The organism is Pseudomonas sp. D3, from assembly GCF_029320995.1.
In the GTDB taxonomy this organism is placed as follows: Bacteria; Pseudomonadota; Gammaproteobacteria; order Pseudomonadales; family Pseudomonadaceae; genus Aquipseudomonas; species Aquipseudomonas paraveronii.
The window spans coordinates 702,257-728,775 of record NZ_CP119772.1 but is presented as its reverse complement, the minus strand read 5'-3'; the positions used below and the strand labels follow the sequence as shown (position 1 = coordinate 728,775).

The window sequence follows — 26,519 nt, the reverse complement described above, 5'->3', positions numbered from 1 at the left end:
ACAAACGATGCGGGGAGGCTTACGCCTCCCCGCCTCGATGATTACTGTAGGGCGTGCATTGTGTGGGAGCGGGCTTGCTCGCGATAGCATCACCGCGGCCTGATAGACAGACCGTAGCGCCTGCACCGCGAGCAAGCCCGCTTCCACATAAAGCCGGTTTCCACATTAGATTGGCGTCGCTCATTAAATCGAGTGTCAGCTTAACCCCAGTGCCTGCCAGATTCGCATCACCTGGCGCCGTTCGTCGGCGAACTGATCCCCGGCCACCGTACCGGCCTCTTTCTGCAAGGCCTGGCGGTGAGCCGCGGAACGGTAAGCTTTATACACCTCGCGCAGCAAATGGGCATCGGCGGCGGGCATCAGCCCGACCTGCTCCAGGCCCTCTAGAATGCGGATATTGTCGGTGTAGCGCAGCAACGATGGATGTTGCGCAGACCACGCCAAAGCCGCGTATTGCACCATAAATTCAATATCGACGATACCTCCGGCGTCCAGCTTGAGGTCGAACGCCACTGTGGGTTCGAAGGCATTGGCGCCGGTACCGGCCGCCGTGGCCCGGGTCCCCAGGTTGTCGCGCATCTTGGCGCGCATCTCGCTGACCTCCTGGCGCAGCTTCGTCAGGTCGCGCTCACGACCCAACACCTTGGCCCGCACCTGCTCGAAGGCGCGGCCCACATCCTGGCTGCCCACCAGCACCCGCGCGCGGATCAGCGCCTGATGTTCCCAGGTCCAGGCTTCGTTTTCCTGATAGCGCGCGAAGGCACCGAGGGAGCTCACCAACAAACCGGATGCGCCCGAAGGTCGCAGGCGCATATCCACTTCATACAATTGCCCCGAGTTGGTCTGCGTGGTCAGCAAGTGAATGATCCGCTGGCCCAGGCGCGTAAAGAACTGCGCGCCGTCAATCGGCTTGGCGCCATCGGTTTCGGCCTGCGGGTCGCCGTCGTGGATAAACACCAGGTCCAGGTCCGAACCATGCCCCAATTCGATGCCGCCGACTTTCCCATAACCGACAATGATGAACCCAGGATCGCACAAGGTGCCGTCCAGCCGTTGCGGCGCGCCGTGGCGAGCGACGGTCTGGCGCCAGGCCAGGGCCAGCACTTGTTCGAGGATGGCTTCGGCGAGCCAGGTCAGGTAGTCGCTGACTTTCATCAGCGGCAGGCTGCCGGCGATTTCCGAGGCGGCCACCCGCAGGCGGTGGGCTAGCTTGAAGTGCCGCAGGGCTTCCATCTGCTGCTCAAGGTCATCTTCGGGGATGCGCGTGAGGCGTTCGCGCAATTCGGCGGCGAGTTCCGGCGCCAACGGCGGTTTGAACAAGCGGCCCTCGTTGAGCAATTCGTCGAGCAACAGCGGGAAGCGGGTGATCTGTTCGGCGATCCACGGGCTAGCGGCGCACAGGGTCAGCAGGCGGCGTAGGGCGTCGGGGTTTTCCGTGAGCAACACCAGATAGGCGGACCGGCGGGCGACGGCTTCCACCAGCGGCAATACGCGCTCCAGCACCAGGTCCGGGCTGACGTGCTCGACGGCCTGGGCCAGCAGACGCGGGATAAACGCATCCAGGCGCTCGCGACCGAGGCGTTGCATGGCGCGCAGTTGCGGGCTCCCGCGCAGGCCGGCCAGGGCTTTGAGCGCTTTGGGCGCGTCGGTGAAACCGCCTTCGGCCAATTGGCGGCAGGCCGCGTCTTCGTCCTGGGACTCTTCCCATAACGGCAACCATTCCCCGCCGACGACCAATTCGCGTTCTTCGCCGTCTTCTTCATCCGGATCAGCGATCACCTGGCGGAAATGCCAGTCCACCCGCCCACGCCAGTACATCAGGCGCTCATGGAACGCGGCCCAATCGGCAAAGCCGAGCATAAAGGCAATGCGCGCCTGGTCTTCGGGGCTGTCCGGCAGCATCTGGGTCTGGCGATCGGCAATCGCCTGGATCGCATGCTCGGTGTAACGCAGGAATTCGTAGCCATCGCGCAACTCGGCGATCACCGCCGGCGGCAGGTAGCCCTGCCCTTCCAGGGTGCCCAGCACCTTGAGCAATGGCCGTTGTTGCAGGCTGAGGTCGCGCCCGCCATGGATCAGCTGGAACGCCTGGGCGATAAATTCCACTTCGCGGATGCCGCCCGAGCCGAGCTTGATGTTTTCGGCCATGCCCTTGCGCCGCACTTCCTGCTGGATCAACTGCTTCATGGTGCGCAGCGCTTCGATGGCGGAGAAGTCCAAATAGCGGCGGTAGACGAACGGTCGCAGCATATCGAGCAACTGCGCACCGGCCACCTGATCGCCGGCCACGACGCGCGCCTTGATCATGGCGTAACGCTCCCAGTCGCGGCCCTGGTCCTGGTAATACTGTTCCAGCGCATTGAAGCTGAGCACCAGCGCGCCGGCTGAGCCGTAGGGCCGCAGGCGCATGTCGACCCGGAAGACAAAACCGTCGACGGTCATCGGGTCGAGGGCCTTGATCAATTTTTGACCCAGGCGAATGAAAAATTCCTGGTTATCCAGGGCGCGCTTCACGCCCACCGTCTCGCCGCCCTCGGGATAGGCGAAGATCAAGTCGATATCGGATGACAGGTTCAGTTCCACCGCACCGAGCTTGCCCATGCCGAGGATCACCATGTGCTGCGGCTCACCGCTGCGGCCCCCGGTCGGCGTGCCGAATTGTGCGCAATGGCGTTGGTACAGCCATTGGTAGGCCTGGTCGATGCTGGCGTCGGCCATGTCGGAGAGCTCGCGACAGGTTTGCACCAGGTCCGCCTGGCGGGTCAGGTCGCGCCAGATGATGCGCACTTGCTGGCGGGTGCGCTGGCGGCGTAGGACGCGGCCCAGCTCATCTTCTGTTTGGGCCTGTTGCACAGCACCGGCGATTTGCCCGCACAGCTCGCCCGGCGCAAAGCCACGGTCCAGCTCGCCCCAGGCGACCAATTCGAGCAACATCAAAGGGTCACGAACACTCTGTTCAATGACGAAATCACTGGCGGCGCACACGCGGGCGAAGTCGGCCCAGCGTTGCGACGTCCACGCGCAAAGGCCATGATCGTCGTCCAGCGCAGCCACTGCATCACGAAATGACTGCACTGCCCGATCGGCGAACGGCAAAAGAATGGCCGGCAGTTCGGCCAGCGTTGGAAGGCTCATGGTCTATCCTTGATCGGCGCGTTATGGGCTTGTTGCTGTGAACGCAGGAACCACGCTCGGCAAAGGACTGTCGAACAAAAGTTATAAATAGCTGAAAATTCATAAATTTTGGCAGGCAACATTAAACTTCTACCTTTTCTTGTTCGCAAAAGATCAACGATAACGATTATGCTCACCTAACTGACCGAGTACCCCGCTCAGTTTTGTGTAGTTTTACTACTCGTATATACATTCGAAAGGCTGAAATGGCCGACGATTTGTAGTAAAACTACAGGACGCCGGAACAACCTCCGGCCATCCAAGAATCTATGTCGTCTGCCCACAAGGCCAGTCGCAAACTTCAGGCAACCGATTCTGGTAGCCTTTCCGCCCTGGAGCAAGCCATGCAAGACCTCGATCCCGTCGAAACCCAGGAATGGCTGGACGCCCTGGAATCGGTTCTCGACAAAGAAGGCGAAGACCGTGCTCACTACCTGATGACCCGTATGGGCGAACTCGCGACCCGCAGTGGCTCGCAACTGCCCTACGCCATCACCACGCCATATCGCAACACCATCCCTGTTACCCACGAAGCACGCATGCCTGGCGACCTGTTCATGGAACGCCGCATTCGCTCGCTGGTACGTTGGAACGCCATGGCGATGGTAATGCGCACGAACTTGAAAGATTCTGACCTGGGCGGTCACATCTCCAGCTTCGCGTCCAGCGCAACCCTGTATGACATCGGCTTCAACTACTTCTTCCAGGCCCCGACCGACGAACACGGTGGCGACCTGATCTACTTCCAGGGCCACACCTCGCCAGGCGTCTACGCCCGTGCGTTCATGGAAGGTCGCATCAGCGAAGAACAGATGAACAACTTCCGCCAGGAAGTCGACGGTCAGGGCCTGTCGTCCTATCCGCACCCTTGGCTGATGCCTGAGTTCTGGCAGTTCCCGACGGTTTCCATGGGTCTGGGCCCAATCCAGGCGATCTACCAGGCGCGCTTTATGAAGTACCTGGAAGCCCGTGGCTTCATCCCCGAAGGCAAGCAGAAAGTCTGGTGCTTCCTGGGCGACGGCGAGTGCGACGAGCCGGAATCCCTGGGTGCCATCTCCCTGGCCGGCCGCGAGAAGCTGGACAACCTGATCTTCGTCATCAACTGCAACCTGCAGCGCCTCGACGGCCCGGTTCGCGGCAACGGCAAGATCATCCAGGAACTCGAAGGTGTGTTCCGCGGTGCTCAGTGGAACGTGACCAAAGTCATCTGGGGCCGTTTCTGGGACCCACTGCTGGCCAAGGACGTCGACGGTATCCTGCAACGTCGCATGGACGCAGTCATCGACGGCGAGTACCAGAACTACAAAGCCAAAGACGGCGCGTTCGTGCGTGAACACTTCTTCAACACGCCGGAACTCAAGGCGATGGTTGCCGACCTGTCCGACGACGAGATCTGGAAACTCAACCGTGGCGGCCACGACCCGTACAAGGTCTACGCGGCGTACCACGAAGCGGTCAACCACAAAGAACAACCGACTGTCATCCTGGCCAAGACCATCAAGGGTTATGGCACCGGTGCCGGCGAAGCGAAGAACACCGCGCACAACACCAAGAAAGTCGATGTCGACAGCCTGAAGTTGTTCCGCGACCGTTTCGACATCCCGGTCAAGGACGAAGAGCTGGAAAACCTGCCGTTCTTCAAGCCGGAGCCGAACAGCGCCGAAGCCCGTTACCTGAGCGAGCGTCGTGCCGCACTGGGCGGTTTCGTGCCACAGCGCCGTGCCAAGAGCTTCAACATCCCGACACCTGCGCTGGATACCCTCAAGGCTATCCTCGACGGCTCGGGCGACCGTGAGATCTCCACCACCATGGCCTTCGTGCGAATCCTCGCGCAACTGGTCAAGGACAAGGAAGTCGGTCCGCGCATCGTGCCGATCATCCCGGACGAAGCCCGTACCTTCGGTATGGAAGGCATGTTCCGTCAGTTGGGCATCTACTCCTCCGTCGGCCAGCTCTACGAGCCAGTCGATAAAGACCAGGTGATGTTCTACAAAGAAGACAAGAAGGGCCAGATCCTCGAAGAAGGCATCAACGAAGCGGGCGCCATGAGCTCCTTCATCGCTGCCGGGACCTCGTACTCCAGCCACAACCAGCCGATGCTGCCGTTCTACATCTTCTACTCGATGTTCGGCTTCCAGCGTATCGGCGACCTGGCCTGGGCAGCAGGCGACAGCCGTACCCGTGGCTTCCTGATCGGCGGCACCGCCGGCCGGACCACGCTGAACGGCGAAGGCCTGCAACACGAAGACGGTCACAGCCACATCCTGGCGGCCACCATTCCGAACTGCCGCACCTTTGATCCAACCTACGGCTATGAGCTGGCGGTGATCATCCAGGACGGCATGAAGAAGATGACCCAGGAGCAGCAGGACGTTTTCTACTACATCACCGTGATGAACGAGTCCTACCAGCAACCTGCCATGCCGGCCGGTGTCGAGGAAGGCATCATCAAGGGCATGTACCTGCTCGAAGAAGACACCAAGGAAGCAGCGCACCACGTGCAACTGATGGGCTCCGGCACCATCCTGCGCGAAGTGCGTGAAGCGGCGAAGATCCTGCGTGACGACTTCAACGTCGGCGCCGACGTGTGGAGCGTGACCAGCTTCAACGAACTGCGTCGCAACGGCCTGGCCGTAGAACGCAACAACCGCCTGCACCCAGGCCAGAAGCCTGAGCTGAGCTACGTCGAAGAATGCCTGACTGGCCGTAAGGGTCCGGTTATCGCGTCCACCGACTACATGAAGCTGTTTGCTGAACAAATTCGCCAGTGGGTCCCGTCCAAGGAATTCAAAGTCCTGGGCACCGACGGTTTCGGCCGCAGTGACAGCCGCAAGAAGCTGCGTCACTTCTTCGAAGTCGACCGTCACTTCGTGGTGTTGGCAGCCCTGGAAGCCTTGGCTGACCGTGGTGAGATCGAACCCAAGGTGGTGGCTGACGCCATCGTCAAGTTCGGGATCAACCCGGAAAAACGCAACCCACTGGACTGCTGAGGAGACTTTTTGTGAGCGAACTCATTCGCGTACCTGACATCGGCAGCGGTGAAGGTGAAGTAATCGAGCTGTTTGTGAAGGTCGGCGACACCGTCGAAGCCGACCAGAGCATCCTGACCCTGGAATCGGACAAGGCGAGCATGGAAATCCCGGCTCCCAAGGCCGGCGTGGTCAAGAGCCTGAAAGTGAAGCTGGGCGATCGCCTGAAAGAAGGCGACGAACTGCTGGAGCTGGAAATCGAGGGCGCCGCCGATGCGGCCCCTGCCCCGGCTGCCGCTGCTGCACCGGCGCCGGCTGAAAAACCCGCTGCTGCTGCCGAGGCCCCAGCGGCCCCGGCTGCTGCACCGGCTGCGGCCACCGTTCAGGACATTCATGTCCCGGACATCGGTTCGTCGGGCAAGGCCAAGATCATCGAGCTGCTGGTCAAGGTCGGCGATACCGTCGAAGCCGACCAGTCGCTGATCACCCTGGAGTCCGACAAGGCCTCCATGGAAATCCCTTCGCCGGCTGCCGGCGTGGTGGAAAGCATCGCGGTCAAGCTGGAAGACGAAGTCGGCACTGGCGACTTCATCCTCAAGCTGAAAGTCCAAGGCGCTGCGCCGGCGGCTGCTCCAGCACCGGCCGCTGCGCCGGCTGCCAAGGCTGAAACCGCCCCTGCTGCCGCTGCTCCGGCACCGGCTGCAAAAGCCGAGGCCGCACTGGCCCCGGCGGCTGCACCGGCGCCAAGCGGCGCCAAGGTTCACGCCGGCCCTGCTGTGCGCCAACTGGCCCGTGAATTCGGCGTCGAGTTGAACGCCGTCGCGGCCACCGGTCCTCATGGTCGAGTGCTCAAGGAAGACGTGCAGGTTTACGTCAAATCCATGATGCAAAAGGCCAAGGAAGCCCCGGCTGCCGGCAACGCTACCGGTGGCGCGGGCATCCCGCCGATCCCGGTCGTGGACTTCAGCCGCTTCGGCGAAACCGAAGAAGTGGCGATGACCCGTCTGATGCAAATCGGCGCGTCGAGCCTGCACCGCAGCTGGCTGAACATCCCGCACGTGACCCAGTTCGACCAGGCCGACATCACCGACCTGGAAGCTTTCCGTGTTGCGCAGAAAGCCGTGGCCGAGAAGGCCGGCGTGAAACTGACCGTGCTGCCACTGCTGCTCAAGGCCTGCGCGCACCTGCTCAAGGAGCTGCCGGACTTCAACAGTTCGCTGGCGCCAAGCGGCAAGGCGATCATTCGCAAGAAGTACGTTCACATCGGCTTTGCGGTCGACACCCCGGATGGCCTGCTGGTGCCGGTCATCAAGAACGTCGACCAGAAGAGCCTGCTGCAGCTTGCGGCCGAGGCTGCTGCGCTTGCGGCCAAAGCCCGCGACAAAAAGCTCACCGCAGACGACATGCAAGGCGCGTGCTTCACCATTTCCAGCCTCGGCCACATTGGCGGCACTGGCTTCACGCCAATCGTCAACGCGCCGGAAGTAGCGATCCTGGGTGTTTCCAAGGCGACTATCCAGCCGGTATGGGACGGTAAAGCGTTCCAGCCGAAGCTGATGTTGCCACTGTCGTTGTCCTACGATCACCGTGTGATCAATGGCGCGGCGGCTGCACGCTTCACGCAGCGCCTGAGCCAACTGCTGAACGATATCCGCACCATCTTGCTGTAAGCCGCGATAGGCCTCCCTGGTAACCGGGAGGCCTGATTGCATCGATTTCCGAGCGCCACGCTCGTTCCTCAACCCCCGCCACTTGGCGGGGCTTTTTTTGTACAAATAAACAGGTTTGTACACCTTCCGTCGCCTCGACTGCAGAAATCACCTACGCAACCGATATAATCCATATAGCACTTAGCCTTCATCCTCTCTTGTCAGCCCGGCCTGCATGATGCAACCTTGCGGCAGGCAACAGTAAAGAGGGCGAGAGCCCGGCGCCGTGTGCGTTTTTTCAAGTGAGCTTCCCCATGAAAAGCCAACCCGATGTTGCCCGGACGGCGGCCGAGGTAGTGACGCAATTACCGGTGCCTTCGCGCCTCGGTATGCTGCGTTTCGAGCGGCAGAATGAGGCAAGCTGGGCCCTGCTCTACCTAGACCCCAATTGCGAGCGCCCATTCGGCCTGCCGGCGGTTGAACTGTGCGCCTTGATCGGCTCGCCCTACGCCAGCCTGATGGAGCCGCAGGCGCGCTATCAACTGCACGATGCGATCCAGCAGCAACTGACCGAGAGCCCTCATTACCTGGTGCGCTACACCCTGCACACCAACGACGGCCCCCTGAGCCTGCTGGAAATGGGCGAAGCCTACAAACAACACAATCGCCACCTGCTGCGGGGCTACCTGATGGTGGTCGACGGCGTGTTCAGCGAGAGTCCGTCGACGACGCCAACGGCAGACCTGGAAAGCCAGAACAGCCGCCTGCAGATCGCCCTGGAACTCAACCAGCGCGCGCAACAGGAACAGTTGCTGCACCTGGAACGGGTGCGCGCCCAGCAAGCGTTGATCCTGCTGCTCGCCCGCCAGCGCTACACCACGAACAATTCGCTGCAGGAAGCCGCCGAGCTGATCACCCGCAGCGCCTGCGACATCTACCAGATCGATTGCGCCAGCATCTGGAACCTCGAAGACCAGCGCCTGGTGCCGATCTCGGCGTACCACCGCGCCGATCAGCAGCACCACTTGCCCGAGCCGATTGACGCCAGCGGCTTTCCGGACTACCTCGAAGCCCTGCAAACCAGCCGTGCGATCGACGCCAGCAACGTCAAGCCCGACCTCCGCACCCGCGAAATGGCCGAATCCCTAAAGGCCAAAGACACACATGCAATGCTCGACGCGAGCATCCGCGTCGATGGTCAGGTCGTTGGCGTGTTGTGCCTGGAACAAGGCGGCGACACGCGCGTCTGGCAGTCCGACGAAATCGCCTTTGCCGGCGAGCTGGCGGATCAGTTCGCGCAAGTGATCAACAACCACAACCTTCGTGCCGCCACCAGCGCGCTGCACCTGTTTCAGCGCGCCGTGGAACAAAGCGCCAACGCCTTCCTGCTGGTCAATTGCGATGGCGTGGTGGAGTACGTCAACCCCAGTTTTACCGCGATCACCCAATACAGCACCGAAGAGGTCCACGGCCATCGCCTGGCGCAATTGCCGGCGCTGGAAAACCTCAACGAGCTGTTGTTCGACGCGCCATCGAGCCTGGCCCAGAGCAACAGTTGGCAGGGTGAATTCAAAAGCCGGCGCAAGAACCTGGAACCCTATTGGGGCCAATTGTCGATCTCCAAGGTCTATGGCGACAATCACGAGCTGACCCACTACATCGGCATCTACGAAGACATCACCCAGACCAAGCTGGCGCAGCAGCGCATCGAGCGCCTGGCCTACACCGATAACCTGACCAACCTGGGCAACCGCCCGGCGTTCATCCGCAACCTCGACGAACGCTTTGCCCGCGACAGCGACAGCCCGATCTGCCTGTTACTGGTGGACATCGACAACTTCAAGCGGATCAACGACAGCCTCGGCCACCAGACCGGCGACAAGCTGCTGATCAGCCTGGCCCGGCGCCTGCGCAACAGCCTCAGCGCCGGCGGCAGCCTGGCGCGCTTTGCCAGTAACGAGTTTGCGGTATTGCTCGACGAGACCGACCTGGAGAGCGGCCAGTTCGTCGCCAGCCAACTGCTGGCGACCCTCGACAAGCCGATGTTCGTCGACAACCAATTGATCAGCGTCACCGGCTCCGTGGGCCTGGCCTGCGCGCCGTTGCATGGCCGCGACCCGCAAACCCTGATGCGCAACGCCGGGCTAGCCCTGCACAAGGCCAAAGCCAACGGCAAACACCAGGTGCAGGTGTTTACCGAAGCACTGAACGCCGAGGCCAGCTACAAGCTGTTTGTGGAAAACAACCTGCGTCGCGCCCTGACCCAGAACGAGCTGGACGTGTTCTACCAGCCCAAACTGTGCCTGCGCAGCGGCCGCTTGCTGGGCATGGAGGCGCTGCTGCGCTGGAACCACCCGGAAAAGGGCATGATCCGCCCCGACCAGTTCATCAGCGTGGCCGAAGAAACCGGCCTGATCATCCCCATCGGCAAATGGATCGCCCGCCAGGCCTGCCGCATGAGCAAGCAACTGAGCGCCGCCGGCCTGGGCAACCTGCAGGTGGCGATCAACCTGTCGCCCAAGCAGTTCTCCGACCCGGACCTGGTGGCCTCGATTACCGCGATCCTCAAAGAAGAAGAGCTGCCGGCCAACCTGCTCGAGCTGGAGTTGACGGAGGGCCTGCTGCTGGAAGCCACCGAGGACACCCGCCTGCAACTGGACCAGTTGAAGAGCCTGGGCCTGACCCTGGCCATGGACGACTTCGGCACCGGTTACTCGTCGCTGAGCTACTTGAAAAAATTCCCGATCGACATCATCAAGATCGATCGCAGCTTTATCCACGAAATCCCGGACAACCAGGACGACATGGAAATCACCTCCGCCGTGATCGCCATGGCCCACAACCTCAAGCTCAAGGTCGTGGCCGAAGGCATCGAGACCGCCGATCAGTTGGCGTTCCTGCGTCGGCACCGTTGCGACGTCGGCCAGGGCTATCTGTTCGACCGGCCTATTCCCGGTTCAGAGCTGCTCGAGAAGCTTAAACGCTATCCTCGCGGGCCAATCGCCTGACAGCGCTGTAACACTCGGGCACACTGGCTGTCTGACTCTTTACTGTTAACTCAACCTGACGAGAGGACTGCTCATGGTCTTGCGCTCGGAAATTCTGGTGAACAAAAACGTGCTTCCTACTGCAGAACAAGCTTTGCCCGGCCGTGAAACCCCGATGACCCTGCCGGAAACGCACTTCGTCAACGGCAACCCGCTGCTCGGCCCGTTCATCGACGACGTCGGCTTCGCGATCTTCGGCCTGGGATGCTTCTGGGGGGCGGAGCGCAAATTTTGGCAGCGCGATGGCGTGGTCAGCACCGTGGTCGGCTATGCCGGCGGCTACACGCCGAACCCGACCTACGAAGAAGTCTGCTCGGGCCTGACCGGCCATAGCGAAGTAGTGCTGGTGGTGTATGACCAGGCCAAGCTGAAATACGAAGACTTGCTGAAGATGTTCTGGGAGCTGCACAACCCGACCCAAGGCATGCGCCAGGGCAATGACATCGGCAGCCAGTACCGTTCAGTGATCTACGCCACCACGCCGGAGCAATTGACGGCGGCGCAGGCCAGTGCGCAGGCGTATCAGCAAGAGCTGAGCAAGGCCGGCCTGGGCACCATCACCACGGAAATCGACGAAGCCCCGACGGTGTACTTCGCCGAGGCGTATCACCAGCAATACTTGGCGAAGAATCCGCAGGGTTACTGTGGGATCGGCGGCACCGGCGTGACTTGCCCGATCTAAAAAAATGTGGGAGGGGGCTTGCCCCCGATTGCAGTATGTCAGTCTCAGTATCTTTAACTGAACCACCGCTATCGGGGGCAAGCCCCCTCCCACATTGATTTGCGCCAGACTCGGTTACTCGGCAATCAGCCAATCCATCTGCCACCCGCCCTGGGTCTGGCCCAGTTGCTTGGACAGCCACGGCAGCAGCTCACGCAATTCCTCTTCCAAACCCCACGGCGGGTTGGCAATCGCCAGGCCCGAGCCGGTCAGGGTGTTGGGCGTGTCCAGCGGATGCACCAGCAATTCCACGCGCAACAACTTCGGCGCACCGGTGCCGGCCAGGTCCTGGTAGAAACGGCGCAACATGCGTTGGTCCTTCACCGGATACCAGATCGCCGCGACCGTCTGGCGCATGCGGCTGACCGCCTCCTTGAGCGACGCCGCGCAGCGCTGCATTTCGTCGAGTTGCTCAAATGGCGGATCAATCAGCATCAAGGCACGCTTTTCCTGCACCGGCAGCATGGCGCGCGGCACATGCCAGCCTTCGCCCAGGTGAACCTTGACGCGGCGATCACCCTTCATGTTGTCCTTGAGCAACACGCCGTCTTCCGGGTGCTTTTCATTGAGCAGCACGCGGTCCTGGGGACGGGTCAGGCGTCGTGCCAGTTCCGGCGAACCTGGGTAATAGCGCAATTGGCCATCCGGGTTCATCTCGTGCAGCACGCGCATGTAGTCGGCGGTCAATGGCGGCAGGTCGCTCTTGCCCCACAGACGGGCGATGCCCTCCAGGTATTCACCGGTGCGGTTGGCCTGGTCGCCCTGCAAGTCGTACAGACCGATGCCGGCATGGGTGTCGAGGTAGGCGAACGGCTGCTCCTTGCGCGACATCAAGGCGATGAGTCGGGTCAAGGTCAGGTGTTTGAAGACATCGGCGTGGTTGCCGGCGTGAAAGGCGTGACGATAATTCATGGTTGCTCCTGCGCAGGGGGCGAAGTTTACCTGCTACACGGGCAAAGGTGCAGGGGCGCATGCCGGGCGGTGCTTATGCCGCAAATACAGGTGTACGACTGAAAACAATCTAACCCCTACTCTGTGTGCGGGCTTGCCCGCATGCAACTGACGCGGTATTACCTGCACACCGCGATGAAGCCATCGCAGCCAAGCCAGCTCCCACCCTGCCAGGGGGCGCCCATAAAAACCAAGGAGGTCAACAAAAACCATGAAAGACGCCACCATCGCCCTGCACCACGGCTTCAAGTCCGACCCGACCACCAAAGCCGTCGCGGTGCCGATCTATCAGAACGTCGCCTTCGAATTCGATAATGCCCAGCACGGCGCCGACCTGTTCAACCTGGACGTGCCCGGCAATATCTACACGCGGATCATGAACCCGACCAACGATGTGCTGGAACAGCGCATGGCCGCGCTCGAAGGCGGTATCGCTGCGCTGGCCGTGTCCGCCGGCAGCGCAGCGATTCATTATGCGATCCAGACCCTGACCCGCGCCGGTGACAATGTCGTCACCACGCCGCAGCTCTACGGCGGCACCTACACCCTGTTCGCCCACCTGCTGCCGAGCTTCGGCGTCGATGTGCGCTTCGCCCGCGACGATTCCGCCGCCGCCATCGCCGAACTGATCGACGACAACACCAAGCTGGTCTACTGCGAGAGCATCGGTAACCCGGCAGGCAATATCATCGACATCGAAGCCCTGGCCGATGTGGCCCACGCCCGTGGCGTACCGCTGATGGTGGACAACACCGTGGCCACGCCGATCCTGTGCAAACCGATCCAGTTCGGCGCCGATATCGTGGTGCATTCGGTGACCAAATACGTCGGCGGCCATGGCAACTCCCTGGGCGGCGTGATTGTCGACAGCGGCACGTTCCCCTGGACGAAACACGCGGAAAAATTCCCCGGCCTCAACCAGCCCGAGCCGGCTTACCACGGCGTGGTCTACACCGAAAAATTCGGCCCCGCCGCCTTCATCGCCCGCGCCCGCACCGTGCCACTGCGCAACACCGGCGCGGCGCTGGCGCCGATGAACGCCTTCCTACTGCTGCAAGGCCTGGAAACCCTGGCCCTGCGCATGGAACGCCACACCGAGAACGCGCTGAAGGTCGCGCAGTTCCTGCAAGATCACGCCGAAGTGGAGTGGGTCAGCTACGCCGGCCTGCCCGATCATCCGCACCACGCACTGGCGCAGAAATACATGCAGGGCAAACCCTCGGCGATCCTGTCGTTTGGCCTCAAGGGCGGCTACGCAGCCGGTGTACGCTTCTACGACGCCCTGCACATCTTCAAGCGCCTGGTGAACATCGGCGACGCCAAATCCCTGGCCTGCCACCCGGCGTCCACCACCCATCGCCAGATGAACGAGCAGGAACAGGCCAAGGCCGGCGTGAAACCGGAGATGATTCGCCTGTCGGTGGGGATTGAGGCGATTGAAGATTTGATCGAGGATCTGCAACAGGCGCTGGCTGCAACGCACGTCTGAGGCCAGGTCATCGGCCCGCGCGTCATGGCTAACATCCGCATGGCGCGTGAAGCAGGCGACCTTGTACCGCGAGGTCGTCGGCGTAAAGGCAGTGAAAATTCACGCCTCTGTCGGAAACCTACCGCAACTCAGTAGCCCTTTTCCCAAAAGCAAAAAACCACCGAAAAATCCCCCGCCAAAACCACGACACCGCTCGAACCGCTCTTTAAATTGCGCAGCCATGCTCATTCAAAAAGGACTGTTTCCATGGCAAGCAATGACCTCTCTTCGAACCGATCACTATGGCTGGGGAGTCGCTAATGCCTCAGCCCTATGCCTTCATCAATGACCGCCAACAAACCTCGGTGGAGCTCAAGGCAAGTTTGCGCTTGAGCCCATACGCCGACGCCAAGTTCGACACGCTCAATACTCACATCCGCAATGTTGTCGTACTGCCAGGACAGTTAGTGATCATCGGTGACGAAGCCACTGCGATCTGCACCCCGCAAGAGTCACACTTGATGCGAGCCGCCTGGGATATTCGCCATAGCGTGATGGCCGAAGGCGGAGATGCCTTTGCACTGCACAACTACGACTTGCTGAAAAAGTTGCTGGGCTACGCTTCGCTGGGGATAGGCACTGCGGGTGATGCCTGGAGTCGACACTTGCAAAACATTGCAAAAACCCTCGAAGAAATTGATGCATTGCACAAACAATCCCTGCGCCGGGGTGGCGGCGCTGCGCGAGATGAGTTCCTCGCTCGACGCCAAACCCTGTTTGCCAAACTGGACGCGCAAATGCGTAGTTTTGCGCGTTATGGCACAGGGCTACGCAATGAAGGTTCGATCAAGAAAATGCTGGGTATCTCGACCAAGAGTTATTTGCATAGTGGAGAGATAAAGAAGTACAGCGAAACGATTGCGCGGGTTTCGAAGACGGCAAAACTGCTGAAAAAAGGCACGCCGCTAGGCATCGCGCTGAGTACGACTGCAACGGCGTTGGAGATCAAGGAGGCGTGTTCTACCGGGCGGGAAGAACAATGCAGAAGAGCAAAATATGTGGAACTTGGGAAACTGACGTTAGGGGTGTCAGGCGGCGTGGTGGGCGGCGCTGCCGGATCACTCCTATGCTTTGCCATATTGGCCCCCACCACTGGTCCGGTATCCTTAGCTTGCATGCTATTGGCCGGGGGAGCCGGAGGTGCGGCCGGTGGGTACTTAGGTGGGGAAGGCGGCGAGAAGGTAGGAGAACTTTTGTATGAGTATTGATTACTTCTTGAATCTCCCTGCTACTTCCTTGATTGCCATCAGCTCTGCATCCGCAGTCATCATCACCAACATCATCGGGTTCTTCTTGTGTTACCGAAAACTTGAACCCATGGAAGCGCTCTTGGACAAGTGCCGCCTGGTCGCCTTCCACAGCAGCTATTGGGGAAACTCACCGCGCGAAAGGATGATGAGGCTTTGCGCATTGTATGTGGCCATTGCTCTGCCGAGGATAAATGTAAGACGGGGTGTTATTGACCTTCAACAGGTACAAGCCTTTCCGCGCAGAACAAAACTTATGCTTCACGGCACCGCGCTGACAGGCCTGGCAGGGATGATCGGTTTGGTCGTTATCTACTTTGCTTAAGCTCCAGACAGAAAAACGGCCCGCTATCCAAAAGATAGCGAGCCGTTTTCTTCAACACATCGGGCGCATAACGCCCGAGGCTTTATTTGTTGAGGTTGTAGTCTTTCTCCGCAGCATCAAACCGCTCAACCATACCCGCAGTCGGCGCGCCCAGCTTGCTGACGATGTAGATCGCCAGGCTGGCGAAGATGAAGCCTGGGATGATTTCGTACAGGCCCAGCAGCTCGAAATGCTTCCACACGATCACGGTGATCGCGCCGACCAGAATGCCAGCCAGTGCGCCGTTGCGGGTCATCTGTTTCCAGATCACCGAGATCAGTACCACGGGGCCGAACGCAGCGCCGAAACCGGCCCAGGCGTAGCTCACCAGGCCCAACACGCGGTTATTCGGGTTGGCAGCCATGGCGATGGCGATCAACGCCACCAGCAGCACCATGACACGGCCGACCCACACCAGTTCAACCTGGGAGGCGTTTTTGCGCAGGAAGGTCTTGTAGAAGTCCTCGGTCAGGGCGCTGGAGCACACCAGCAATTGGCAGCTCAGGGTGCTCATGACCGCCGCCAGAATCGCCGACAGCAGAACGCCAGCAATCCATGGGTTGAACAGCAGCTTGGCCAGTTCAATGAACACACGTTCGTGGTTCTCGTTGACCGGGCCGGCCACTTCCGGGTGCGCCGAGAAGTAGGCAATACCGAAGAAGCCCACGGCCACGGTGCCGGCCAGGCACAGGATCATCCAGGTCATCGAAATGCGACGCGCCTTGGCGATCGACTTCACCGAATCCGCCGCCATGAAGCGCGCGAGGATGTGCGGCTGGCCGAAGTAACCCAGGCCCCAGCCCATCAGCGAGATGATGCCGATGAAGCTGGTGTTTTTCAGCATGTTGAAGTTGTCGGGGTTCTTCGCTTCGATCGCCAGGAACGTGGTGTCGATGCCGCCAGTGGCCAGCAGCACGATGATCGGTGTGAGGATCAGCGCGAAGATCATCAGGGTGGCTTGTACGGTGTCGGTCCAGCTCACGGCCAGGAAACCACCCACGAAGGTGTAGGCAATGGTCGCCGCAGCGCCGGCCCACAGGGCGGTCTCGTAGGACATGCCGAAGGTGCTTTCGAACAGTCGGGCACCGGCTACGATGCCGGAAGCGCAATAGATGGTGAAGAACACCAGGATCACCACCGCAGAGATGATCCGCAGCAGGCCGCTTTTATCTTCGAAACGGCTGGAAAAGTAATCCGGCAGCGTCAGGGCGTCGCCGTTGTGCTCGGTCTGCACGCGCAGGCGACCGGCCACGAACAGCCAGTTGAGGTACGCACCGACGATCAGGCCGATGGCGATCCAGCTTTCCGACAGGCCGGACATGTAGATTGCACCCGGCAGGCCCATCAACAACCAGCCGCTCATATCGGAAGCACCGGCTGACAAGGCAGTCACCACGCTACCGAGGCTGCGACCGCCCAGGATGTAATCGGAAAGGTTGTTGGTGGAGCGATAGGCCATTAAGCCGATCAGCACCATTGCTGCGATGTAGATCACGAACGTGATCAGGGTTGGATTGCTAACGCTCATAGAAGTGACGCCCTGGCTTTGTTTTTATGTAGCGGCGGTCTGTCAGACGGCCACCCACTGATTCAGTGAGTGGATGTACCTACATCGCACGCATTTATGACTGACGTTTCCCCAGGAAAGCCGCCAGCCGATGAACCGCACCATAAGCGCGGTTGCACCTTGGCCGCGAATGCTATTCAACAAAGCAAATAAGGTGCAACCAGTTTCTTGCGAATAAGTTGCACCTTGATGTGTTTTGCTCAAAACACCCCGTTTTTGCTCCTTTTCGGAGCAAGCACAGCCGATCTCAGAAGCAAATGCACAAAATCGAAGCGGATTCGGTCGAGGTCTGGTTTTTTTCCGATTGAACGTCGAAAATTTCATGCATAAAAAGGGTTGCACCCGGTTGCACCTCTTCCAGAGCGAAGCTAATCTTGCCGCCAGCTGATGCCACTCGGTAGTGGCACCCATGAGGATAAGAAAATGGCTACGACCACCCTTGGGGTCAAACTCGACGACCCGACCCGCGAACGCCTGAAGGCGGCCGCGACCTCCATTGATCGCACGCCGCACTGGCTGATCAAGCAGGCGATTTTTAATTACCTGGAGAAACTAGAGGGTGGTGCAACCCTGACCGAGCTCAATGGCTTGAGCAGCAAGGAAGCCGATGATGCCGGCGAGGTCCAGTCCGACCACGCCCACCAGTGTTTCCTCGAGTTCGCCGAGAGCATCCTGCCGCAATCCGTCCTGCGCGCCTCGATCACCGCCGCTTACCGTCGCCCTGAGCCGGAAGTGGTGCCGATGCTGATCGAACAGGCTCGCCTGCCGGCACAGATGGCCGAAGCCACGAATAAGCTGGCCGCGTCGATTGCAGAAAAACTGCGCAATCAGAAGAGCGCCGGCGGCCGTGCCGGCATCGTCCAGGGCTTGCTGCAGGAATTCTCCCTGTCGTCCCAGGAAGGCGTGGCACTGATGTGCCTGGCCGAAGCGCTGCTGCGCATCCCCGACAAAGGCACCCGTGACGCACTGATCCGCGACAAGATCAGCACCGGCAACTGGCAGCCGCACCTGGGCAATAGCCCGTCGCTGTTCGTCAATGCCGCCACCTGGGGCTTGCTGCTGACCGGCAAACTGGTCTCCACGCATAACGAAACCGGCCTTACCTCGTCCCTGAGCCGCATCATCGGCAAGAGCGGCGAGCCGATGATCCGCAAGGGCGTCGACATGGCCATGCGCCTGATGGGCGAGCAGTTCGTCACCGGCGAAACCATCGCCGAAGCCCTCGCCAATGCGAGCAAGTTCGAAGCCAAGGGTTTCCGCTATTCCTACGACATGCTCGGTGAAGCCGCACTCACCGAACATGATGCACAGAAGTACCTCGCGTCTTACGAGCAGGCCATTCATTCCATCGGCAAAGCCTCGAACGGCCGTGGGATTTATGAAGGCCCGGGCATTTCCATCAAGCTGTCGGCCCTGCACCCGCGTTATAGCCGCGCCCAGTACGAACGCGTGATGGACGAGCTGTACCCGCGCCTGCTGTCCCTGACGTTGCTGGCCAAGCAATACGACATCGGCCTGAACATCGACGCCGAAGAAGCCGACCGCCTGGAGCTGTCCCTGGACCTGCTCGAACGCCTGTGCTTCGAGCCGCAACTGACCGGCTGGAACGGCATCGGTTTCGTGATCCAGGCCTACCAGAAGCGTTGCCCGTATGTGATCGACTACGTCATCGACCTGGCACGCCGCAGCCGCCACCGCCTGATGATCCGCCTGGTAAAAGGCGCGTACTGGGACAGCGAAATCAAGCGCGCCCAGGTCGAAGGGCTGGAAGGCTACCCGGTGTATACCCGCAAGGTGTACACCGACGTGTCCTACATTGCCTGCGCACGCAAACTGCTGTCGGTGCCGGAAGTCATCTACCCGCAGTTCGCCACGCACAACGCCCACACCCTGTCGGCCATCTACCATATCGCCGGTCAGAACTATTACCCCGGCCAGTACGAGTTCCAATGCCTGCACGGCATGGGCGAACCGCTGTACGAGCAGGTAGTCGGCAAGGTTGCCGATGGCAAGCTGAACCGTCCGTGCCGCGTGTACGCACCGGTCGGCACCCACGAAACCCTGCTGGCCTACCTGGTGCGTCGCCTGTTGGAAAACGGCGCCAACACCTCGTTCGTCAACCGCATTGCCGACCAGTCCATCTCGATCCAGGAGCTGGTGGCCGATCCAGTGGCCAGCATCGAGCAAATGGCGACGCTGGAAGGCGGCTTCGGCCTGCCGCACCCGCGTATCCCATTGCCGCGTGACCTGTACGGCAGCGACCGCGCCAACTCGGCCGGTATCGACCTGGCCAACGAACACCGCTTGGCGTCGCTGTCCTGCGCCCTGCTGGCCACCGCACACAACCACTGGAAAGCCGCGCCGATGCTGGGCTGCGCCGCCAGCAATGAAGCCGCTGCGCCGGTGCTGAACCCGTCCGACCTGCGTGATGTGGTCGGCCACGTACAGGAAGCCACCGTCGACGACGTCGACAACGCGATCCAGTGCGCCATCAACGCCGGCCCGATCTGGCAGGCCACCCCGCCCGCCGAGCGTGCCGCGATCCTCGAACGTGCCGCCGACCTGATGGAAGGCGAGATCCAGCCGCTGATGGGCCTGCTGGCCCGTGAAGCCGGCAAGACCTTCGCCAATGCCATCGCCGAAGTGCGTGAAGCCGTGGACTTCCTGCGTTACTACGCCGTGCAGGCGCGTCACGATTTCACCAACGACGCCCACCGCCCATTAGGCCCGGTGGTCTGCATCAGCCCGTGGAACTTCCCGCTGGCGATTTTCAGCGGTCAAGTCGCCGCTGCACTGGCCGCCGGCAACCCGGTACTGGCCAAGCCTGCCGAGCAAACCCCGCTAGTGGCCGCACAAGCGGTGCGCATCCTGCTCGAAGCCGGCATTCCGGAAGGCGTGCTGCAACTGCTGCCGGGCCGGGGCGAAACCGTCGGTGCGCGTCTGGTCGGTGATGAGCGCGTCAAAGGCGTGATGTTCACCGGTTCCACCGAAGTCGCACGCCTGCTGCAGCGCAATGTCGCCGGGCGCCTGGATGCCCAGGGCCGGCCGATTCCGCTGATCGCCGAAACCGGTGGTCAGAACGCGATGATCGTCGACTCCTCGGCCCTGACCGAACAAGTGGTCATCGACGTGGTGTCGTCGGCCTTCGACAGTGCCGGCCAGCGTTGCTCGGCCCTGCGTGTCCTGTGCCTGCAGGAAGATTCTGCAGACCGCGTCATCGAAATGCTCAAGGGCGCCATGGCTGAATGCCGTCTGGGCAACCCTGAGCGCCTGTCGGTGGATATCGGCCCGGTGATCGACGCCGACGCCAAGGCCGGCATCGAGAAGCACATCCAGGCCATGCGCGACAAAGGCCGCGCCGTGTACCAGGTGGCGATTGCCGACGGCGAAGAGATCAAGCGCGGCACCTTCGTGATGCCAACCCTGATCGAACTGGAAAGCTTCGACGAGCTGCAACGGGAGATCTTCGGCCCGGTGCTGCACGTGGTGCGCTACAAGCGCAAAGAGATCGACCAGTTGATCGGCCAGATCAACGCTTCCGGCTACGGCCTGACGCTGGGCGTACACACGCGCATCGACGAGACCATCGCCAAGGTGATCGACAACGTTCATGCCGGTAACGTCTACGTCAACCGCAACATTGTCGGGGCTGTGGTCGGCGTGCAGCCGTTTGGCGGCGAAGGTTTGTCGGGCACCGGCCCGAAAGCCGGTGGCCCGCTGTACCTGTACCGCCTGCTGTCGACGCGTCCTACCGATGCGATCGAGCAATCCTTCGCTCGGGGTGATGCATTGTCCGCACCGGACGTGCGCCTGCGCGATGCCATGAGCCAACCGCTGACCGCCTTAAAAGCCTGGGCCGACAGCAACACGTTCAGCGAACTGAGTGCCCTGTGCAGCCGGTTCGCCGCGCAATCGCAAAGCGGTATCACCCGCCTGTTGGCCGGTCCGACCGGCGAGCGCAACAGCTACGCCATCCTGCCCCGCGAGCATGTGCTGTGCCTGGCGGAAGTGGAAGGCGACCTGCTGACCCAACTGGCGGCGGTATTGGCCGTCGGCGGTTCGGCGGTATGGCCGGAAACTGAGCTGACCAAAGCCTTGTTCCCACGCCTGCCGAGGGAGATTCAGGCGAAGATCAAGCGTGTGGCCGACTGGACCAAGGACGAAGTCGTGTTCGACGCAGTCCTGCACCACGGCGACTCCGATCAACTGCGCGCGGTTTGCCAGCAAGTCGCCCAGCGTGGCGGGGCGATTGTCGGGGTGCATGGTTTGTCCCAAGGCGAAACTGCAATTGCCCTGGAGCGTTTGGTGATCGAGCGTGCGTTGAGCGTCAACACCGCAGCAGCCGGTGGTAACGCCAGCCTGATGACCATCGGCTAACTGCCGAAACGCGGTCAACATGTGGGAGGGGGCAAGCCCCCTCCCACATTCGACTGCATTTAAACTCCTCGTCCGCGTTCTGCCCCTCCATCACCCAGATCAATCTTGCTAGCCGCCCTCCATTCCCGCACTTAGACTCAGGCCCCTTCCCACACAGGTAAGCCGCCATGTCCGAGACGCTACTCAGTTCCCGCAATCTGGCTTTCGAGCTGTACGAAGTCCTTGATGCCGAGGGCTTGACCCAGCGCGAGCGGTTTGCCGAACACAATCGCGAAACCTTCGACGCGGCCATCAGTACCGCCCGGAACATTGCCGAGAAGTACTTCGCGCCGCATAACCGCAAGAACGACGAAAACGAACCACGCTACGAGGACGGCAAGGCCATCCTGATTCCGGAAGTCAAACCGGCGGTGGACGCCTTCCTCGAAGCGGGCTTTCTCAATGCCGCGCGCAGTTTCGAAGCCGGCGGCATGCAGTTACCGACATTGCTGTCCCAGGCCTGCTTCGCGCACTTCCAGTCGGCCAACGCCGCGTCAACGTCCTACCCGTTCCTGACCATGGGCGCCGCCAACCTGATCGAAAGTTTCGGCACCGAGGAGCAGAAGCAACGCTTCCTGCAGCCGATGATCGAGGGGCGTTTCTTCGGCACCATGGCCCTGACCGAGCCCCATGCCGGCTCGTCGCTGTCGGACATTCGGACCCGCGCCGAGCCTGCGGCGGACGGCAGCTATCGCCTCAAGGGCAACAAGATTTTTATCTCCGGCGGCGACCACCCACTGTCGGAAAACATCGTGCATATGGTCCTGGCCAAGCTGCCGGACGCGCCGGCCGGGGTGAAGGGTATTTCGCTATTTATCGTGCCCAAATTCCTGGTCAACGACGACGGCAGCCTGGGCGAGCGCAACGATGTGTTGCTGGCCGGGCTATTCCACAAGATGGGTTGGCGCGGCACCACGTCCACAGCGCTGAACTTCGGCGATAACGGGCACTGCGTCGGCTATCTGGTGGGCCAGCCGCACCAAGGCCTGAGCTGCATGTTCCAGATGATGAACGAAGCGCGCATCGGCGTCGGCATGGGCGCGGTGATGCTCGGTTACGCCGGTTACCTGTATTCCCTGGAGTACGCACGCGAACGTCCGCAGGGCCGCCTGCCGGACAGCAAAGACCCGAGCACCGCGCCGGTGTCGATCATCCAGCACGCCGACATCAAGCGCATGCTACTGACCCAGAAAGCCTACGTCGAAGGCGCCTTCGACCTCGGCCTGTATGCCGCACGCCTATTCGACGACACCACCACGCTGGCAACCGACGGCGAGCGCAAGCACGCCCACGAACTGCTCGACCTGCTGACTCCGATCGTCAAATCCTGGCCCTCGGAGTTCTGCCTCAAGGCCAACGAGCTGGCGATCCAGATTCTCGGCGGCCACGGCTACACCCGTGAATACCCGGTGGAGCAGTACTACCGCGACAACCGCCTCAACCCGATCCATGAAGGCACCCACGGCATCCAATCCCTGGACCTGCTCGGGCGCAAGCTGGCGCAGAACGGCGGCGCCGGCCTGAAGCAGTTGATTCGGTTGATCGCCGAAACGGGCGCACGGGCGCAGCAATACCCCTCGCTGAATGCCTTGAGAGAGCCGCTGGAACACCTGGTGGCGCGCCTGCAAAGCGTGACGATCGGCCTGCTGACGGATCTCGCCCAAGGCAAAGTCAACAGCAGCCTGGCGAATTCGGCGCTGTACCTGAAGGTGTTCGGACACACGGTGATTGGCTGGCGCTGGCTGGAGCAGGCGATTCGCGCCGAAGAAGGCCTGGCCAAGGGGAATGCGGCGGACACTGCCTTCTATAAAGGCAAGCTCCAGGCAGCCCGGTACTTCCTGACCTGGGAAGTACCGGGCTGCCATCATGAACTGGCAATTCTCGAGGCCCGCGATGATACGTGCCTCGGCATGCAGGATGAGTGGTTCTAAGGCTGGCCGATAGCCTTGGAAATCACCTCGACCGTGGCGCTGACTTGCTCTTGGTAACGGTCGAGTTCCTGCTGGTGACGCTGTTGCATTTCGATCTGCTCGGCGCACAGGTTCAGCGCGGCCAGCACCAATAGCTTGTCACCGATCAGGGTCGGGTACTTTTGCTTGGTAGTCGCCAGGGAGGCCTTGAGCAGGGTCACGGCGCGCATCAGGGTTTGATCTTCTCCGGCCGGTGCCTTGATCGAGTAATCCTCTCCGAGAATCGAAACGACCTTTATCCCTTCGTTCATGCGCTGACAGGACCTGCGCTCACACGCTCAACCAACGCCTGGATACGCGCAGCGGTGGCGCCGTTCTTTTCTTCCTGCTCCATCAGGTTCAGTTGCAGGCTGTCGTTCTCATCCTTGGCGCGGGCCAGTTCCGCCTTGAGGGATTCATGAGTGCCCAACAGGTCGTGATTCTGCTGTACCAGGTCGCTGACCAGTTGTTCCAGTTGACTGAGGGATGCTTCTAACATTTTGATTTCCTGGGCTTTTAAAAGGGCGGTGACGATAAAGAAAATTCACCTCGGATGCCAGGGTTATCCCCGGCGCGCAGCCCGATGGTTAAGGGCCGGGCCACACTTTCGAGCCTTAGTGACTGCATTTCCCCCATCAGGTTCCTGAATCGGCCCAACCCCTCGTCAGATGCGATAAAAGCACATGCGCTTTTAGATTTTAGTCGTACTGCCGATAGGTGATGCATTTCCCGCCTCATGGCCGCGTGGATCGCGCATCTTCCCAGGGTTCCCGCATGTCTCTTCGTAATATGAATATCGCGCCGCGCGCCTTCCTCGGCTTCGCCCTGATTGGCACACTCATGTTGTTTCTCGGTGTGTTCGCCCTCAACCAAATGAGCAAAATCCGCGACGCTGATCTGCGACCTGGCCGACCAGCGAGTGGTCGCGCCTGGCGGTGGATTTGAATGGGATGGTCGGGCGGTTTCGCCTCTAAAAATGTGGGAGGGGGCTTGCCCCCGATTGCGGTGTATCAGAATCAGATGTGCTGACTGACACTCAGCTATCGGGGGCAAGCCCCCTCCCATATTTAGATCGGCGCCCGTCGTTAAAACCTTTTTGACAGCGCGGCAATTCAACAGGTTAGAATCGCTGGCACGCAGACTGCATGGTCAGAATGCGCCCGTCTTAATTTTGCCCATGGAGTACTGCCTTTGAATGCGACAACCATCAACAGCCTGTTCTTGATCGGCGCGTTGCTGGTGAGTGCGAGCATTCTGGTGAGCTCTCTTTCGTCCCGCCTGGGCATCCCGATCCTGGTGATCATCCTGGCCGTGGGCATGGTTGCCGGCGTCGACGGCGGCGGCATCATCTTCGATAACTACCCCACCGCCTACCTGGTGGGCAACCTCGCCCTGGCCGTGATCCTGCTCGACGGCGGCTTACGCACACGGGTGGCAAGTTTTCGCGTGGCACTCTGGCCGGCGTTGTCGCTGGCCACGGTGGGGGTGTTGATTACCACCGGCCTCACCGGCATGGCCGCAGCCTGGCTGTTCGACCTCAATATCATTCAAGGCTTGCTGATCGGCGCGATTGTCGGCTCCACCGACGCCGCCGCAGTCTTCTCGCTGCTCGGCGGCAAGGGGCTCAACGAACGGGTCTCCGCCAGCCTGGAAATCGAATCCGGCAGCAACGACCCGATGGCGGTGTTCCTGACCGTCACCCTGATCGACATGCTCGCCAGCGGCCAGACCGGCCTGCACTGGAGCCTGCTGATTCACCTGGTGCGCGAGTTCGGCATCGGCGGCTTCATCGGCCTGGGCGGCGGCTGGCTGATGCTGCAGATGGTCAACCGGATCAACCTGGCAAACGGCCTATACCCGATCCTGGTGATCGCCGGCGGCCTGTTTGTCTTCGCCTTGACCAACGCACTGCACGGCAGCGGCTTCCTCGCCGTGTACCTGTGCGGCCTGGTGATCGGCAACCGCCCGGTGCGCAGCCGTCATGGCATTTTGCATATGCTCGACGGCATGGCCTGGCTCGCCCAGATCGGCATGTTCCTGGTGCTGGGCCTGCTGGTCACGCCCCACGATCTGCTGCCGATTGCGCTGCCCGCCCTGGGCCTGGCGCTGTGGATGATCCTGTTTGCGCGGCCGCTGTCGGTGATGGTCGGCCTGCTGCCGTTCAAGGCGTTCCACGACCGTGAAAAAGCCTTTATCGCCTGGGTCGGTTTGCGCGGCGCGGTGCCGATCATTCTTGCGGTGTTCCCGCTGATGGCCGGCCTGCCCCATGCGCAGCTGTACTTCAACCTGGCGTTCTTTATCGTGCTGGTCTCGCTGCTGGTGCAAGGCACCAGCCTGCCGTGGGTGGCCAAGCTGCTGAAAGTAACCGTACCACCGGAGCCGGCGCCGATTTCCCGCGCTGCCCTGGAAGTCCACGTCACCAGCGAGTGGGAGCTGTTCGTCTACCGCCTGGGCGCGGAAAAATGGTGCATCGGCGCAGCCCTGCGCGAACTGAGAATGCCCGAAGGCACGCGCATCGCGGCACTGTTCCGTGGCCAGCAACTGCTCCATCCGTCGGGTAGCACGGTGCTGGAAGCCGACGACCTGCTCTGCGTGATCGGTCACGAACACAACCTGCCAGCCCTGGGCAAACTGTTCAGCCAGGCGCCGCAACGCGGCTTGGATTTGCGCTTCTTCGGCGACTTCGTCCTCGAAGGCGACGCCCAGCTCGGCGCGGTATCGGCGTTGTATGGCCTGCAACTCGAAGGCATCGACGCGGACATGCCATTGAGCCACTTCATCACCCAGAAAGTCGGCGGCGCGCCGGTGGTCGGCGACCAGGTGGAGTGGAACAACACGATCTGGACCGTCGCGGTCATGGACGGGAACAAGATCGGCAAAGTCGGCGTCAGATTCCCCGAAGGAAGTCGCCCGGGCCCCGGACTCTTCCTCTAAACT

At 61.2% G+C, this 26,519-nt stretch carries 16 protein-coding genes; 11 read left to right on the top strand and 5 right to left on the bottom strand.

Features of this window, described 5'->3' with window-relative positions; all coding sequences use genetic code 11:
• Window positions 1-195 precede the first annotated feature (195 nt).
• Complete coding sequence (glnE, locus tag P3S72_RS03105; protein WP_276196003.1) at window positions 196-3,135, bottom strand: bifunctional [glutamate--ammonia ligase]-adenylyl-L-tyrosine phosphorylase/[glutamate--ammonia-ligase] adenylyltransferase; 2,940 nt, start codon at window positions 3,133-3,135, stop codon at window positions 196-198.
• Window positions 3,136-3,518: 383 nt separating this feature from the next.
• Between glnE and aceE the strand changes: the two genes are divergently transcribed.
• The 4 genes from aceE (at window position 3,519) to msrA (ending at window position 11,521) form a co-directional block, all read left to right on the top strand.
• Window positions 3,519-6,164 (top strand): pyruvate dehydrogenase (acetyl-transferring), homodimeric type, encoded by a 2,646-nt coding sequence (gene aceE / locus P3S72_RS03100; RefSeq protein WP_247407726.1) that lies wholly within the window; start codon window positions 3,519-3,521, stop codon window positions 6,162-6,164.
• Between the two features lie 11 nt (window positions 6,165-6,175).
• Entirely contained in the window at window positions 6,176-7,813 is a 1,638-nt protein-coding gene (aceF, locus tag P3S72_RS03095) for a dihydrolipoyllysine-residue acetyltransferase (protein WP_276196001.1), read from the top strand.
• A gap of 293 nt (window positions 7,814-8,106) precedes the next feature.
• A complete protein-coding gene (locus P3S72_RS03090) occupies window positions 8,107-10,800 on the top strand; it encodes a GGDEF and EAL domain-containing protein (protein WP_276196000.1) in 2,694 nt (897 codons plus the stop codon).
• Between the two features lie 73 nt (window positions 10,801-10,873).
• Window positions 10,874-11,521, top strand: a complete 648-nt coding sequence (gene msrA / locus P3S72_RS03085; protein WP_276195998.1) for a peptide-methionine (S)-S-oxide reductase MsrA — start codon at window positions 10,874-10,876, stop codon at window positions 11,519-11,521.
• 114 nt (window positions 11,522-11,635) lie between these two features.
• On the opposite strand, the gene rlmJ is transcribed toward msrA, so the two are convergent.
• Window positions 11,636-12,472 (bottom strand): 23S rRNA (adenine(2030)-N(6))-methyltransferase RlmJ, encoded by an 837-nt coding sequence (gene rlmJ, locus P3S72_RS03080; RefSeq protein WP_247397281.1) that lies wholly within the window; start codon window positions 12,470-12,472, stop codon window positions 11,636-11,638.
• A 250-nt stretch (window positions 12,473-12,722) separates the two neighbouring features.
• Here rlmJ and P3S72_RS03075 point away from each other — a divergent pair, with 250 nt between their 5' ends.
• The 3 genes from P3S72_RS03075 (at window position 12,723) to P3S72_RS03065 (ending at window position 15,611) form a co-directional block, all read left to right on the top strand.
• Window positions 12,723-14,000, top strand: coding sequence for an O-acetylhomoserine aminocarboxypropyltransferase/cysteine synthase family protein (locus tag P3S72_RS03075; protein WP_276195997.1), 1,278 nt, complete (start codon window positions 12,723-12,725; stop codon window positions 13,998-14,000).
• A 299-nt stretch (window positions 14,001-14,299) separates the two neighbouring features.
• On the top strand, window positions 14,300-15,247 hold the full coding sequence (locus P3S72_RS03070; RefSeq protein WP_276195995.1) for a hypothetical protein: 948 nt from the start codon (window positions 14,300-14,302) through the stop codon (window positions 15,245-15,247).
• Complete coding sequence (locus tag P3S72_RS03065) at window positions 15,237-15,611, top strand: hypothetical protein (protein WP_276195993.1); 375 nt, start codon at window positions 15,237-15,239, stop codon at window positions 15,609-15,611. Before P3S72_RS03070 ends, P3S72_RS03065 begins: the two co-directional genes overlap by 11 nt.
• 82 nt (window positions 15,612-15,693) lie before the next feature.
• On the opposite strand, the gene putP is transcribed toward P3S72_RS03065, so the two are convergent.
• A complete protein-coding gene (gene putP, locus P3S72_RS03060) occupies window positions 15,694-17,178 on the bottom strand; it encodes a sodium/proline symporter PutP (protein ID WP_247397270.1) in 1,485 nt (494 codons plus the stop codon).
• A gap of 462 nt (window positions 17,179-17,640) precedes the next feature.
• On the opposite strand from putP, the gene putA reads away from it, so the two are divergent.
• Both putA and P3S72_RS03050 read left to right on the top strand, forming a co-directional pair.
• A complete protein-coding gene (gene putA, locus P3S72_RS03055; RefSeq protein WP_276195991.1) occupies window positions 17,641-21,594 on the top strand; it encodes a trifunctional transcriptional regulator/proline dehydrogenase/L-glutamate gamma-semialdehyde dehydrogenase in 3,954 nt (1,317 codons plus the stop codon).
• Window positions 21,595-21,761: 167 nt separating this feature from the next.
• Complete coding sequence (locus P3S72_RS03050) at window positions 21,762-23,564, top strand: acyl-CoA dehydrogenase (RefSeq protein WP_276195990.1); 1,803 nt, start codon at window positions 21,762-21,764, stop codon at window positions 23,562-23,564.
• Here the strand turns inward: P3S72_RS03050 and P3S72_RS03045 are convergent.
• The gene (locus tag P3S72_RS03045) at window positions 23,561-23,854 is read right to left on the bottom strand and encodes a cell division protein ZapA (protein WP_253392967.1); all 294 of its coding nucleotides are present in this window, start codon (window positions 23,852-23,854) and stop codon (window positions 23,561-23,563) included. The two genes, P3S72_RS03050 and P3S72_RS03045, sit on opposite strands and share 4 nt — an antisense overlap.
• The gene (locus P3S72_RS03040) at window positions 23,851-24,081 is read right to left on the bottom strand and encodes a hypothetical protein (RefSeq protein ID WP_276195988.1); all 231 of its coding nucleotides are present in this window, start codon (window positions 24,079-24,081) and stop codon (window positions 23,851-23,853) included. The genes P3S72_RS03045 and P3S72_RS03040 overlap by 4 nt, the downstream gene beginning before the upstream one ends.
• A gap of 275 nt (window positions 24,082-24,356) precedes the next feature.
• On the opposite strand from P3S72_RS03040, the gene P3S72_RS03035 reads away from it, so the two are divergent.
• Both P3S72_RS03035 and P3S72_RS03030 read left to right on the top strand, forming a co-directional pair.
• Window positions 24,357-24,527, top strand: coding sequence for a hypothetical protein (locus tag P3S72_RS03035; RefSeq protein ID WP_276198019.1), 171 nt, complete (start codon window positions 24,357-24,359; stop codon window positions 24,525-24,527).
• A 246-nt stretch (window positions 24,528-24,773) separates the two neighbouring features.
• A complete protein-coding gene (locus P3S72_RS03030) occupies window positions 24,774-26,516 on the top strand; it encodes a potassium/proton antiporter (protein WP_276195987.1) in 1,743 nt (580 codons plus the stop codon).
• The last annotated feature ends 3 nt before the right edge of the window (window positions 26,517-26,519 follow it).